The 13,758-nt window shown below is 71.6% G+C and carries 12 protein-coding genes and 1 riboswitch; of the genes, 6 read left to right on the forward strand and 6 right to left on the reverse strand.

All coding sequences use genetic code 11. From position 1 onward, the window contains the following. Positions 1 to 102: 102 nt before the first annotated feature. The gene (locus tag ACH4F2_RS14995) at positions 103 to 1,542 is read right to left on the reverse strand and encodes a gamma-aminobutyraldehyde dehydrogenase (RefSeq protein ID WP_398133135.1); all 1,440 of its coding nucleotides are present in this window, start codon (positions 1,540 to 1,542) and stop codon (positions 103 to 105) included. A 186-nt stretch (positions 1,543 to 1,728) separates the two neighbouring features. Between ACH4F2_RS14995 and ACH4F2_RS15000 the strand changes: the two genes are divergently transcribed. From ACH4F2_RS15000 to ACH4F2_RS15025, 6 genes are all read left to right on the forward strand, one after another. After that, on the forward strand, positions 1,729 to 2,244 hold the full coding sequence (locus tag ACH4F2_RS15000) for an Lrp/AsnC family transcriptional regulator (protein WP_398133136.1): 516 nt from the start codon (positions 1,729 to 1,731) through the stop codon (positions 2,242 to 2,244). A 2-nt stretch (positions 2,245 to 2,246) separates the two neighbouring features. Beyond that, the gene (locus ACH4F2_RS15005; protein ID WP_398133137.1) at positions 2,247 to 3,620 is read left to right on the forward strand and encodes an aspartate aminotransferase family protein; all 1,374 of its coding nucleotides are present in this window, start codon (positions 2,247 to 2,249) and stop codon (positions 3,618 to 3,620) included. Between the two features lie 207 nt (positions 3,621 to 3,827). Further along, the gene (locus ACH4F2_RS15010; protein WP_398133138.1) at positions 3,828 to 4,604 is read left to right on the forward strand and encodes an ABC transporter ATP-binding protein; all 777 of its coding nucleotides are present in this window, start codon (positions 3,828 to 3,830) and stop codon (positions 4,602 to 4,604) included. Next, positions 4,586 to 6,055 carry a hypothetical protein gene (locus ACH4F2_RS15015; RefSeq protein ID WP_398133139.1) on the forward strand — a complete coding sequence of 490 codons (1,470 nt, stop codon included), beginning with the start codon at positions 4,586 to 4,588 and terminating at the stop codon, positions 6,053 to 6,055. Before ACH4F2_RS15010 ends, ACH4F2_RS15015 begins: the two co-directional genes overlap by 19 nt. A gap of 140 nt (positions 6,056 to 6,195) precedes the next feature. Beyond that, a complete protein-coding gene (locus tag ACH4F2_RS15020) occupies positions 6,196 to 6,603 on the forward strand; it encodes a VOC family protein (RefSeq protein WP_398133140.1) in 408 nt (135 codons plus the stop codon). Between the two features lie 306 nt (positions 6,604 to 6,909). After that, positions 6,910 to 7,626, forward strand: coding sequence for an LAETG motif-containing sortase-dependent surface protein (locus ACH4F2_RS15025; RefSeq protein ID WP_398133141.1), 717 nt, complete (start codon positions 6,910 to 6,912; stop codon positions 7,624 to 7,626). Between the two features lie 83 nt (positions 7,627 to 7,709). On the opposite strand, the gene ACH4F2_RS15030 is transcribed toward ACH4F2_RS15025, so the two are convergent. The 5 genes from ACH4F2_RS15030 to rlmN all read right to left on the reverse strand — a co-directional run bounded on the left by ACH4F2_RS15030 (position 7,710) and on the right by rlmN (position 13,703). Beyond that, positions 7,710 to 8,510: a maleylpyruvate isomerase family mycothiol-dependent enzyme gene (locus ACH4F2_RS15030; protein ID WP_398133142.1), complete on the reverse strand. Its 801-nt coding sequence runs from the start codon at positions 8,508 to 8,510 to the stop codon at positions 7,710 to 7,712. Positions 8,511 to 8,535: 25 nt separating this feature from the next. Next, on the reverse strand, positions 8,536 to 9,555 hold the full coding sequence (locus tag ACH4F2_RS15035) for an ABC transporter ATP-binding protein (RefSeq protein WP_398133143.1): 1,020 nt from the start codon (positions 9,553 to 9,555) through the stop codon (positions 8,536 to 8,538). Positions 9,556 to 9,607: 52 nt separating this feature from the next. Further along, a complete protein-coding gene (locus tag ACH4F2_RS15040) occupies positions 9,608 to 11,209 on the reverse strand; it encodes an ABC transporter permease (RefSeq protein ID WP_398133308.1) in 1,602 nt (533 codons plus the stop codon). 44 nt (positions 11,210 to 11,253) lie between these two features. After that, the gene (locus ACH4F2_RS15045) at positions 11,254 to 12,339 is read right to left on the reverse strand and encodes a thiamine ABC transporter substrate binding subunit (protein ID WP_398133144.1); all 1,086 of its coding nucleotides are present in this window, start codon (positions 12,337 to 12,339) and stop codon (positions 11,254 to 11,256) included. Positions 12,340 to 12,418: 79 nt separating this feature from the next. After that, a riboswitch (TPP riboswitch) is annotated at positions 12,419 to 12,524 on the reverse strand. A gap of 66 nt (positions 12,525 to 12,590) precedes the next feature. Then, positions 12,591 to 13,703, reverse strand: a complete 1,113-nt coding sequence (rlmN, locus tag ACH4F2_RS15050) for a 23S rRNA (adenine(2503)-C(2))-methyltransferase RlmN (protein WP_398133145.1) — start codon at positions 13,701 to 13,703, stop codon at positions 12,591 to 12,593. Positions 13,704 to 13,758 lie beyond the last annotated feature (55 nt).

Raw genomic sequence — 13,758 nt, forward strand, 5'->3', positions numbered from 1 at the left:
CCCCGGACGGTGGTTCCCGTCCAGGGCCGCGCGCACACCGGTCCGTCACACCACGCCCGGCCCCTCACATCACGCCGGGTCCGTCACATCACGCCGGATCCGTCAGATGTCGAGCGACGTCATCACGTGCTTGATCCGCGTGTAGTCGTCGAAGCCGTACGCCGACAGGTCCTTGCCGTAGCCGGACTTCTTGAAGCCGCCGTGCGGCATCTCGGCGACCAGCGGGATGTGGGTGTTGATCCACACGCAGCCGAAGTCCAGCCTCTTGGACATCCGCATGGCGCGCCCGTGGTCCTTGGTCCACACCGAGGAGGCCAGCGCGTACTCGACGCCGTTGGCCCACTGGACCGCCTGGTCCTCGTCGCGGAAGGACTGGACGGTGATGACGGGGCCGAAGACCTCCTTCTGGATGATCTCGTCGTCCTGCTTGAGGCCCGAGACGACGGTCGGGGCGTAGAAGTAGCCCTTCTCGCCGACCTGGTGGCCACCCGCCTCGACCTTGGCGTGGGCGGGCAGGCGCTCGACGAACCCGGCGACCTGCTTGAGCTGGTTGGGGTTGTTGAGCGGGCCGTACAGCACGTCCTCGTCGTCCGGCTGACCGGTCTTGATCTCGGACGCCGCCTTCGCGAGGGCGCTCACGAACTCGTCGTGGATCGCCTCGTGGACCAGTACGCGGGTGGCCGCGGTGCAGTCCTGGCCGGCGTTGAAGTAGCCCGCCTCCGAGATGCCCGCGACGGCCTTGGGGATGTCGGTGTCCTCGAAGACGACGACCGGCGCCTTGCCGCCCAGCTCCAGGTGGACCCGCTTGAGGTCCTTCGACGCCGACTCGGCGACCGACATGCCGGCCCGCACCGAGCCGGTGATGGAGGCCATCGCCGGGGTCTCGTGCTCGACCATCAGGCGGCCGGTGTCGCGGTCGCCGCAGACGACGTTGAAGACGCCCTTGGGCACGATCGAGCCGATGATGTCGGCCATCAGGGCGGTGGAGGCGGGCGTCGTGTCCGAGGGCTTCAGGACGACGGTGTTGCCCGCGGCGAGCGCCGGGGCGAACTTCCACACGGCCATCATCATCGGGTAGTTCCACGGGGCGACCTGCGCGCAGACGCCGATCGGCTCGCGGCGGACCATGGAGGTCAGACCCTCCATGTACTCACCGGCGGCGCGCCCCTCGAGCATCCGCGCCGCTCCCGCGAAGAAGCGGATCTGGTCGACCATCGGCGGGATCTCCTCGGAGCGGGTCAGCCCGATGGGCTTGCCCGTGTTCTCCACCTCGGCCGCGATCAGCTCCTCGGCGCGCTCCTCGAACGCGTCCGCGATCTTCAGCAGGGCCTTCTGCCGCTCGGCCGGGGTGGTGTCGCGCCAGGCCGGGAAGGCCGCGGCGGCGGCGGCCATGGCGGCGTCCACGTCCGCCTGCCCGGACAGGGGGGCGGTGGCGTAGGCCTCGCCCGTGGCGGGGTTGACCACCTCCGTGGTCCGTCCGTCGGCGGCGTCCCGGAACTCACCGTCGATGTAGTTGCGCAGACGACGCAGCTCGGTGCTCACTGCCGGCCCTCCAAGTTCGGGTGTCAACTTCGGATCTCCCAGTGTCCAAGCACTGAGACACCCACCCTAGACGGAGACCCGACGTTTTCAACACCCCCGGTCGCCGTTGGGTTGCGAAATCCGTAGTAGTTGACCGCGCAGACAACGAATTTCATCGATCCGGCCTTGCGAAACTGTCGATACGTCGTGCACAGTGAAGCCGTGGCCAGTCGAAGCGCAGACCAGAAGGACTCCCGCGAGTCCAGGAACGGTGGTCCCCAGTTGGACGCCGTCTCCCTCGCCATCATCGAGCAGCTCCAGGAGGACGGCCGCCGGCCGTACGCCGCGATCGGCAAGGCCGTGGGTCTGTCGGAGGCGGCCGTGCGCCAGCGCGTCCAGAAGCTGCTCGACCAGGGCGTGATGCAGATCGTCGCCGTCACGGACCCGCTCACCGTGGGCTTCCGCCGGCAGGCGATGGTCGGCGTCCGTGTCGAGGGCGACGTGGAGTCCGTCGCCGACGCGGTGGCGGCCATGGCCGAATGCGAGTACGTGGTGATGACCGCGGGCTCCTTCGACCTGATGGTGGAGGTCGTCTGCGAGGACGACGACCACCTTCTGGACGTCATCAACAAACGCATCCGGGCCGTCCCCGGAGTGCGCTCCACCGAGAGCTTCGTCTACCTGAAGCTCAAGAAGCAGACCTATATGTGGGGAACCCGATAATCGTGAGCACCGACAGCCCCAAGGACCTCAGCAGGACCGCCTACGACCACCTGTGGATGCACTTCACCCGCATGTCGTCGTACGAGAACGCCCCCGTCCCCACCATCGTCCGCGGTGAGGGCACCCACATCTACGACGACAAGGGCAAGCGCTACCTCGACGGTCTCGCCGGCCTGTTCGTGGTCCAGGCCGGACACGGCCGCACGGAGCTGGCCGAGGCCGCGGCCAAGCAGGCGCAGGAGCTCGCCTTCTTCCCGGTGTGGTCCTACGCCCACCCCAAGGCCGTCGAGCTGGCCGAGCGCCTGGCGAACGAGGCCCCCGGCGACCTCAACAAGGTCTTCTTCACCACCGGCGGCGGCGAGGCGGTCGAGACCGCCTGGAAGCTCGCCAAGCAGTACTTCAAGCTGACCGGCAAGCCGACCAAGTACAAGGTCATCTCCCGCGCGGTCGCCTACCACGGCACCCCGCAGGGCGCCCTGTCCATCACCGGCCTGCCCGCCCTGAAGGCGCCGTTCGAGCCGCTCGTCCCGGGCGCGCACAAGGTGCCGAACACCAACATCTACCGCGCCCCGATCCACGGCGACGACCCCGAGGCCTACGGCCGCTGGGCCGCCGACCAGATCGAGCAGCAGATCCTCTTCGAGGGCCCGGAGACGGTCGCGGCCGTGTTCCTGGAGCCCGTGCAGAACGCGGGCGGCTGCTTCCCGCCCCCGCCCGGCTACTTCCAGCGGGTCCGCGAGATCTGCGACCAGTACGACGTGCTGCTCGTGTCGGACGAGGTCATCTGCGCCTTCGGCCGCCTGGGCACGACGTTCGCCTGCGACAAGTTCGGCTACGTCCCGGACATGATCACCTGCGCCAAGGGCATGACCTCGGGCTACTCCCCGATCGGCGCGTGCGTCATCTCCGACCGCCTGGCCGAGCCGTTCTACAAGGGCGACAACACCTTCCTGCACGGTTACACCTTCGGCGGTCACCCGGTCTCCGCCGCGGTCGGCCTCGCCAACCTCGACCTGTTCGAGTGCGAGGGCCTCAACCAGCACGTACTCGACAACGAGGGCAACTTCCGCGCCACCCTGGAGAAGCTGCACGACCTCCCGATCGTCGGCGACGTCCGCGGCAACGGCTTCTTCTACGGCATCGAGCTGGTCAAGGACAAGGTCACCAAGGAGTCCTTCAACGACGAGGAGACCGAGCGCGTCCTGTACGGCTTCCTCTCCAAGAAGCTCTTCGAGAACGGCCTGTACTGCCGTGCCGACGACCGCGGCGACCCGGTCATCCAGCTCGCCCCGCCGCTGATCTCCAACCAGGAGACCTTCGACGAGATCGAGCAGATCCTGCGCGCCACGCTGACGGAGGCGTGGACGAAGCTCTGATCCAGGTCCGTTCCGATCATCCTTCTGGCTGATCATCATCGGCCCCGGCGCCGCCCGTTCGAGTGAGACACGGCGGCCCGGGGCCGCGTGCTGTCCGGCCTCCCGCCGGGGACTGCCTAGCGTTCGTGTGACCGATCGGCCCCGTCTTCGTTCCCCCGGAAGGGGGACGTGACCGGGAAACACGGATCAGAACCGAGGTGTACGCCCATGGAGGCTCCGCCGGACCACGACGTGCTCTGCGCCCGCGCCCTGCACTTCCAGCACCACGACGGCTCCCCCGCGCTGCAAGGCGTGTCGCTCGGTGTCCGCGAGGGCGAGATCCTCGCCGTGAGCGGCCCGCGCGGCAGCGGCAAGACCACGCTGCTGCGGTGTCTGTCCGGGCTGGTCCGGCCGCAGGACGGCGAGGTGTGGTTCAACGGCGTGGCGGTGCACACCATGGGCCCGCTCCGCCGCGAGCGACTGCGCCGCGACCGCTTCTGCTGGATCGACCCCGCCCCCGTGCTCGTCCCGGAACTCAACGTCTGGGAGAACACCGCCCTCCCCCTCATGCTGCGCGGCACCGGCCGGCCCCGGGCCAAGACCGCCGCCCTGGAATGGCTGGAGCGCCTCGACGTCGGCGACAAGGCCCGCCGGCGCCCCCACGAACTCCAGCAGGCCGAGCGGCAGCGCGTCTGCATCGCCCGCGCGCTCGCCTCCGCCCCCGCGGTCCTCTTCGCCGACGAGCCGACGGCCCCCCTGCACCGCGCCGACCGCGCCAGCGTCCTGCGGACCCTCACCACGGCGGCCCGCTCGCACGGCATCACCGTCCTCCTCGCCACGCACGACGCGCGGACCGCCGCCCTCGCGGACCGCACGGTGGCGCTGCTGGACGGGCGGCGGGTGCGGACCGTGCACCTCCCTCCGGCCACCGAGGCCACGGTGGCCACCGGGACCACCGGGACCACCGGAACGGAAGGCCGGGCAGCGTGCTCGCTCTCCGCCTGACCCGCGCCGCCCGCCTCGCCGTCCAACTGCGCCGCCTGCTGGTCGCGGTGGCCTCGGCGGGCACGGGCTTCCTGCTGCTGTGCGCCCTCGGCCACGCGCTGACCCACCCGGACACGCCCGGCGTCGCCGCCCTCCGCCTGGCCTGGTGCGCGGCGCCCCTCGCCGCCACGGTGTACCTCGCCGTCGCCGTGGCCCGCACCGATCCCGGCACCCGGCCCCGCCCGGGGCTGTCGGCGATCGGCCTGGGCCCCGGCCGCCTGATGGCCGTCTCGGCGACGACCACGGCCCTGGCCGGCGCGCTCGGCTCGGTGGTGGCCCTGCTCGTCTTCCTCCACCTGCGCGGCGACCTGGGCGGCGTGCCCTTCGACGCCGCCGCCGACGCCCTGGCCGTCGGCCACCGTCTCCCCGGCCCGGCGGCGGTGACCCTGCTGACCCTGGCACCGGCCACGGCATCGGCCGCCGTCGCGGTGACGCTGCGCCCTCGCGATCCCCGCTCCGCCCCGCCCGCCGGCTCGCGCGGCTACGGCCGCTTCGGCGCGTACGGCTGGGGCGCGGCCCGCGAAACCTTCGGGGCGTACGGCCGCTTCGGCGCCCGCTGGGCCGCGGCCCCGGCGGGCGGCGGAGCCGCACGGCCCGCACAGTTCGCAGGCAGTCGTTCCACCGGGGCGGCCCCCCTCCCGGAGGAAGGCGGCACCCTGCGGACGCAGGCGGATGTCGCCCACCCGCCGGCCACGGCGCACAGCCCGCAACCGACACCGGAGGCCGCCGCCGACCCCGCGACCGAGCCCGCCCCCACCCCCACGACCGAGCCCGCACCCACCCCCGCGGCCGACACCGCCTCCGGCCCCGCGGCCCCGCCCCGTCTCCAGAACACCACCGCCCTCCCCTGGGGCATCGCCGTACTCACCGCGGGCCTCGCCGTCGAGACCTACGCCGGCAACACGGCCACCGCCCCCGGCGCCACCCCCTCCGCGGGCATCCTCGTCGGCTGGGCCCTCGCCGCGCTGGGCCTCGCCCTGGCCGGCCCCGGCCTCACCCACCTGTGCGGCCGCCTGCTGCAGGCGGCCCGGCCCGGCGCCCTGCGCCTCCTGGCCGGCCGAGTCCTCATGGACGAGTCGAACCGCATCGGCCGCCCCCTCGGCGTCGTCTGCGCCGTGGCCTCCGCGGCCTACGTCGCCGCCACGCTGTACGACACCGATGGACCGGCCTTCGGCCCACTGGGCGTCTTCGGCGCCCTTCTCGTGGCCGGCTGCACGGTGGCCGCGCTCCTCACCGCGGCCGTCGAGGCCAAACACGCCCGGGCCGAGACCACGGACGCCCTGCTGCGGCTGGGGGCGCCCCCGGCGACACTGCGCGCCGCAGCCGCCGTACGCGCCGCCGCCCTGGCCGCCCTGTTCGGCCCGCTGACCGTCGTCGTCGCGGAGCTGGCGTCGCTGCCCCTGGCCCGCTGACCCCGTACCGCGTTGCTGTGGAGACCCCCGTGAAAAAAACTTCGAAGAAATCTGCGAACCGGCGATGAGTTCCGGATGCGTCTCGCGTCTAACCCTTCGAACAGCATGACTACGGCAGCACACCGACGGGAGAGGCCCCCATGTACCAGCAGATGATCTTCGTGAACCTGGCCACCAACAACCTCGACGCCTCGAAGAAGTTCTTCACCGAGCTCGGTTACGAGATCAACGCTCAGTTCAGCGACGACACCACCGCTTCGATCCCGCTCAGCGAGGCCATCGTCGTGATGGTGCACACGCCGCAGAAGTACCGCGAGTTCACCAAGAAGGAGATCGTGGACTCGACGAAGTCCAGCGAGGTGCTGCTCGCGCTGAGCGCCGAGAGCCGCGAGAAGGTCGACGAGCTGGTGGAGAAGGCGGTCGCGGCCGGCGGCTCGGTCTCCGGCGAGACCCAGGACCACGGCTTCATGTACGGCCGTGCCTTCGACGACCTCGACGGCCACACCTTCGAGGTCGTGTGGATGGACCCGGCGGCGGTCCAGGGCTGAGCCATCCGCAGGCCCGGCACGGGCGGGTGAACACGCGACACCCGCCCAGCCCCGGTCACGGACCGGCATCCGAGGCCGCCACCCGGGTGCCCGGCGGGAATGCCACGCCCGCGTTCGGCTCGCGGGACGCCGAAACGTCTCGGTGGTTAATGAGACGGCAAAGCCAACACCCTTGACGGGCCTACGCGTTGACACTGCTTATGCGCCACTTATAGACCAGTGTGGCTCATGGGTGTGCTGACGCCACGTCTTCACGCGTCGGCACCCTCATCACCCCCCGCAACCGCGCTCCCGTAAAGGACAAACGTGGCAGTCCTGTCCATAATCAGTCGCACGGCAGCACGCCGTGGCGTTCGCGCCCTCGGCGTCGCCTCCGCCTCGGTGGCCCTGGCGGTCGGCGCCGCCGGCAACGCCCTCGCCTGCGACATCAGCGAGTTCTCCGCCGCCGCCAAGTGCGAGGGCGACAAGGGTGTCATCACCGTCACCGACGTGGACCCCGCCGGCATCCCCGCCACCGTCACCGTGTACCTGCGGAACAACGGCGGTGACGCCGAGAAGATCGGCGAGCAGGTCGTCAAGGGTTCGCGCGAAGGCACCACCATCACCTTCGCCGCGGACTGGCAACCGAACGCCGAGTACCGCATCCATGTCAAGGCCGACACCTACGTCGACGAGGACATCAAGCCGAACCTCGTGACCCCGTCGACCCCCTGCAAGACGGAGGACACACCGGCCCCGACCCCGTCGGAGAGCTCCTCCACCCCGGCCGAGGAGACGGAGACGCCGGCCCCGGCACCGTCCACGTCGGCACCGGCACCGGCACCGGCGGAGAGCGAGAGCACCGCACCGGCGGCCGTACCGAGCAACGCCCCGTCCGCGGCGGCCGGTGACTCCAACCTCGCCGAGACCGGTGCCAACTCCAACACCGGCATGATCGTCGGCATCGCGGCGGCCCTCGTCGCCGTCGGTGGCGGCGCGGTCTTCTTCGGCCTGCGCCGTCGCGGAGCGAACAGCGACCGCTGACACCCCGGCACACCGGCACCGCACAGCGATGGTGGCCCGCACCCCGGCAGGCGTACGGGCCACCGTCGCGTCCCCGCGTCACATCAGCCGAACGTCGCCTTCTCCAGCCAGAGTTCCAGCAGCTCGCGGTCGCCGGACACCTGGAGTCCCGGGGCGTCCGGCGGGAGCCTGCGGTAGAAGGCCAGCAGCACGTCCGTGAGCGGCCCCCGCAGCGCCACGGTCGCCTTCTCGTGGCCGCGGCGCCAGGTGACGCCGTCCTCGGGAAGCTCGATGAACCATTCGGCGTCGAGGTCGGCGGTGGTGTCGGTGGCGTGCAGGTGGATGCTCCGGCCCGGGGCCCGCAGCGCCTTCGCCGGACCGTCCGGAAGAACCCGCTGCACGAACCGCACGATGTCCAGCCACTCGTCGATGGCGTCCGCCGCCACCTCGGCCGCGACCGCCTCGAACGGCCGGTCCGCCGCGAGTGCCGCGTCCGCCCCGTGGACGACGAGTTCGTGCGTCATCCGGCGGGCCCAGAAGCCCGCGGTGTGGTCCCCGGACCACGACCACGCCCGCCCGTCCGGCCCGGCCTCCCGCAGCGCCTGCACGACCGTCGCGGCGGACTCGGCCAGCCATGCGTCCAGGGCCGCCGCGTCCCCCCGGGTGCCGGGGCCCGCGGCTCCCGGCACCCGGTCGATCGGGACGTCCTCCTCCGCGCGGGTGCGGACGAGCAGTTCCGTCCAGCGCAGTGCGCGGCCGACGTGCCGCACCAGGTCCTCCAGGGTCCAGTCCGGGCAGGTCGGCACGGTGGCGGACAGGTCGGCGCCCGTCGACAGCACGGACCTGAACCGGCCTGCCTGGTGGGCTGTTTCGTCGCAGTAGCGGTCATGGGCGAGGAGTGTCATGCCCGTCACCCTACGAGCGGGACGATCATCCGAGCACGACGGTTTCCGCCACGTCGAACTCCACCCCGACCACGTCCCCCACCTCAGGCGCCGCCCGCAGCGCACACGCCGCCTCCAGGCGCGGCGCGTCCTCGGGCTGGAGGTGGACGGCGACGTGGGTGCCCCGGAAGGTGCGGGCGGTGACCGTGCAGCGCAGCCCCGCGCCGGCGGGCACCATGCGCACCCCGGCGGGCCTGACGAGCAGGGTCCGGGCCCCCTGCGGAGCGTCCTCGGGGACCGGCACCTTGCCCCACGGGGTGCCGGCGACCTGTCCGGCGACGGTCGCCTCCACCACGTTGTCGAAGCCGAGGAAGCGGGCCACGAAGGCGTCGGCCGGCCGCTGCCACACCTCCAGGGGCGTCCCCGACTGGGCGATCCGCCCGTCCCGCATCACGACGACCCGGTCGGCGAGCGCGAATGCCTCGCCCTGGTCGTGGGTCACGGCGAGCACGGTGGTGCCCAGCCGGCCGAACAGCTCGCGCAGTTCCACCACGAGCCGCTCCCGCAGCGAGCGGTCGAGCTGGCCGAGCGGCTCGTCCAGCATCAGCAGGCGGGGCCGGGGCGCGAGGGCGCGGGCCAGCGCCACCCGCTGCTGCTCACCGCCGGAGAGCGCGGCCACGGACCGGCGGGCGGCTCCCGGCAGCCCGACCAGTTCCAGCAACTCCGCCACCCGTTCCCGCTGTCCGGTGCGGGAGGCGCCACGCATCCGCGGCCCGAAGGCGATGTTTCCGGCCACGTCCCGCTGCGGGAACAGCTGGTGGTCCTGGAACATCAGCCCGACCTCGCGCTTGTGCGCGGGCACCCCGGACTGGTCCCGCCCGTCGAGCGTCACCCGTCCGGCGTCCAGCGGCTGGAGCCCGGCGACCGCCCGCAGCAGCGTCGACTTGCCGCTGCCGCTGGGCCCGAGCACGCACACCACCTCGTGCTCGGCGACATCCAGGTCGACGGCGTCGAGCACGGCCCGCCCGCCGAAGCGGACCGTCGCGCCCTCAAGGTTCAGCAGCATCCCTGGGTCTCCCGCATCCCTGGAAGCTCCATCTCCCGAAACTCCCGCATCCCTAGAACTCCCCGCTCCGGTCGGTCCGCAGCCGCTCCAGCACCACCAGGGCCACCGCGCACACCAGCATCAGAATCGTCGAAAGGGCCATCGCCTGGCCGTAGTTCATGTCCCCGGGCCGCCCCAGCAGTCGTGCCACCGCGACCGGCAGCGTCGGGTTGTCGGGCCGCGCGATGAACACGGTCGCCCCGAACTCCCCGAGCGACACCGCGAAGGCGAACCCGGCCGCGACCAGCAGGGCCCGCCGCACCATCGGCAGGTCGACCTCCCGCCACACCCGCCACGGCGACGCGCCGAGCACCGCCGCCGCCTCCCGCAGCCGTACGTCCACCGCCCGCAGCACCGGCAGCATGGTCCGGACGACGAACGGGACCCCGACCAGTGCCTGCGCCAGCGGCACCAGGATCCAGGACGCCCGGAGGTCCAGCGGGGGTTCGTCCAGCGCGATCAGGAACCCGAAGCCGACCGTCACGGCGGACACCCCGAGCGGCAGCATCAGCAGCGCGTCGAAGCCGCGTACGAAGCGGCCCGCGTCGCGGCGGGTGAGCGCGGTGGCGGCCAGCGCGCCGATCACCACGGCGATGGCGGTGGCGGCGACTGCGTACTGGAGGGAGTTGCCGATCGCCTCGATGGGCGGGACGAGGAAGGTGCCGCCGTCCTCCCGGGTCAGCGCCCGGTAGTAGCCGAAGCCGGGCGCGCCCAGCGACCGCTGGACGAGCACGGCGAGCGGCAGCACCAGCAGCACGGCGACGGTGATCAGAACCCCGGCCAGCAGCGCCCACTGCCCGGTCCCGCGCGGCCGGCGCGCGGTCGTGGCCGCGTCGACCAGGCGCAGGGCCGTCTCCCGCCGCCGTACCGACCAGGCGTGCACGGCGAGGATGGCGGCCACCGCGGCGAACTGGATCAGCGTCAGCACGGCGGCCGTGGACAGGTCGAAGATCTGGGAGGTCTGCCGGTAGATCTCCACCTCCAGGGTGGAGAAGGCGGGCCCACCGAGGATCTGGACCACGCCGAAGGAGGTGAAGGTGAACAGGAACACCATCAGCGCGGCGGCGGCCACGGCCGGCGCGAGCGCGGGCAGTGTCACCTGCCGCCAGGCCCTCAGCCGCGAGGCGCCGAGCATCCGCGCCGCCTCCTCCTGCCGCGGGTCGAGCTGCGACCAGAGGCCGCCGACGGTGCGTACGACGACGGCGTAGTTGAAGAAGACGTGCGCGAGGAGGATCGCCCACACGGTGGTGTCCAGCCGTACGCCCCACAGCCCGTCGAGCAGCCCGCCCCGCCCCACCAGTGCCAGGAACGCCGTACCGACGACGACCGTCGGCAACACGAACGGCACGGTCACCACCGCCCGCAGCACCTGCTTGCCGGGGAAGTCGAGGCGGGCGAAGACATAGGCGCCCGGCAGGGCGATCAGCAGGGTGAGCGCGGTGGAGGCCAGCGCCTGCCAGGTGGTGAACCACAGCACGTGCCGCACGTCGGACTGCGCGAGCACCTCCCCGATCCGCCCGAACCGCCAGGTGCCGTCGATCTCCAGTCCGCGCGCGACGATCGCGGCGACGGGGTAGGCGAAGAACACCGCGAAGAACGCCACGGGCACGGCCATCAGGGCCGGCCGCGCCACGTTCCCCGTGCGGCGCCGGCGCCCGGCTACTTCAGTACGAGTGAGGTCCACGACTTGACCCACTGGTCGCGGTTGTCGGCGATCTTCGCCGGGTCCATGGTCCGCGGGTCCTCGGCCTGCGGCCCGTACTTCCGGAACGCCTCGGGAATCTCCGCTCCCTCCCGCACCGGGTACACGAACATGTTCAGCGGCATGTCGTCCTGGAACTCCTTGCCGAGCAGGAAGTCGAGGAGTGCCTTGCCGCCCTCGGGGTTCCCGGCGTTGCTCAGCAGACCCGCGTACTCGACCTGGCGGAAGCAGGTGCCGGTGGCGACACCCGTCGGCGCGGTGGCCGGCTGCGGGTCGGCGTAGATGACCTCGGCGGGCGGGGACGAGGCGTAGGAGACGACGAGCGGGCGGTCGCCCTTGGCCTTCTTGCCGCCGGACGAGCCGGAGAACTCCTCGTTGTACGCCTGCTCCCAGCTGTCGACGACCTTGACGCCGTTCGCCTTCAGCTTCTTCCAGTAGTCCTCCCAGCCCTGGTCGCCGTACTCGGCGGCGGTGCCGAGCAGGAAGCCGAGGCCGGGCGAGGAACTGCCCGCGTTCTCGGTGACGAGCAGGTTCCTGTACTCGGGCTTGACCAGGTCGTCGAAGGAGTCCGGCGGGGTCAGCTTGTGCTCGCTGAAGTAGGCCTTGTCGTAGTTGACGCAGACGTCGCCGGTGGTGACGGGAGTGACCCGGTGCTTGTCCTGGTCGGTCCGGTACTCGGGGAGGACCAGGTCGGATCCCTTCGCCTCGTACGGCTGGAACAGCCCGTTGTCGAGCGCGCGGGACAGCAGCGTGTTGTCCACGCCGAAGAAGACGTCGCCCTGCGGGTTGTCCTTGGTGAGGACGGCCTTGTTGACGGCCTGCCCGGCGTCGCCGTCCTCCAGGACCCGGACCTTGTAGCCGGAGCTCTTCTCGAAGGCGGCGATGACGTCCTTCGACACGGCCCACGAGTTGTGGCTGACCAGGGTCACGGTCTTGGAGTCGCCGGCGCCCCGGCCGTCGTCGCCGGACGATCCGCAGGCGGCCAGGCCGCCGACCATGCCGAGCCCGAGGGCCAGGACGGTGGCCTTCTTGGTGATGCTCACTGAATTCCTCCTGGGTGACCAGGAGAAGACGCGGCCCCGCCCGAAACCCCTGGCGAGGGTCCCGGGCAGGGCGCAACAGCTCGAGTGGTGACCGATCTCCCTACCCAGAATGACCTGGGCCAGGTTCGGAGGGTCTGCGGCCGGTGCCGCACTCTCAGCGCTGTGGCGCTCCCCTGTCGGAATATGAAGATGTACTTCCGTATGAACTTCTGTACGAAGCTGTCGTACGACGATGTACGACGCCGGTCAGGTTACCGCTCGCTCGCGGCGAGCTGACCACACGCCCCGTCGATCTCCTGCCCACGGGTGTCCCGGATCGTCACCGGCACACCGTGCGCCGCGATCGCCTCCACGAACGCCTTCTCGTCCTCGGGCCGCGACGCGGTCCACTTCGAGCCGGGCGTGGGGTTGAGCGGGATGAGGTTGACGTGCACGGGCCTGCCCTTGAGCAGCCGCCCGAGCCGGTCACCGCGCCACGCCTGGTCGTTGATGTCCCGGATCAGCGCGTACTCGATCGACAGCCGGCGCCCGGAGGTGGCCGCGTACTCGAATCCGGCGTCCAGCACCTCACGCACCTTCCAGCGCGTGTTGACGGGGACCAGGGTGTCGCGCAGCTCGTCGTCGGGCGCGTGCAGCGAGATGGCGAGGCGGCACTTGAACCCCTCGCCGGTGAAGCGGTGGATGGCCGGGACGAGGCCGACCGTGGAGACGGTGATGCCGCGCTGGGAGAGGCCCAGTCCGTCGGGCTCCGGGTCGGTGAGGCGGCGGATGGAACCGACGACACGGTTGTAGTTGGCGAGGGGCTCGCCCATGCCCATGAACACGATGTTGCTCAGCCGGGCCGGTCCCCCGGGGACCTCGCCGTCCCGCAGGGCGCGCATTCCGTCCACGATCTGGTGCACGATCTCGGCGGTGGACAGGTTCCGGTCCAGGCCCGCCTGCCCCGTGGCACAGAACGGGCAGTTCATGCCGCAGCCCGCCTGGGAGCTGATGCACATGGTCACCCGGTCCGGGTAGCGCATGAGGACCGACTCGACGAGCGTCCCGTCGAACAGCTTCCACAGCGTCTTGCGCGTGGTGCCCTGGTCGGTCGACAGATGCCGTACGACGGTCATCAGCTCGGGCAGCAGGGCCTCCTGGAGTCCCTGGCGCGAGCCGGCCGGGATGTCGGTCCACTGCTCGGGGGCGTGCGCGTACCGCGCGAAGTAGTGCTGCGAGAGCTGCTTGGCGCGGAACGGCTTCTCGCCGATCGCGGCGACGGCCTCCTTGCGCTCGGCGGGCGTGAGGTCGGCGAGGTGCCGCGGCGGCCGCTTCGCTCCGCGGGGTGCAGCGAAGGTGAGCTCACCTGGGACGGGACGGGCCACGGTCGGACAACTCCTCATGACGGACGGCGGGCCTGTGGCAACATCCCCGCGTCGG

Source organism: Streptomyces sp. NPDC017890 (genome assembly GCF_044328675.1).
Classification (GTDB): domain Bacteria; phylum Actinomycetota; class Actinomycetes; order Streptomycetales; family Streptomycetaceae; genus Streptomyces.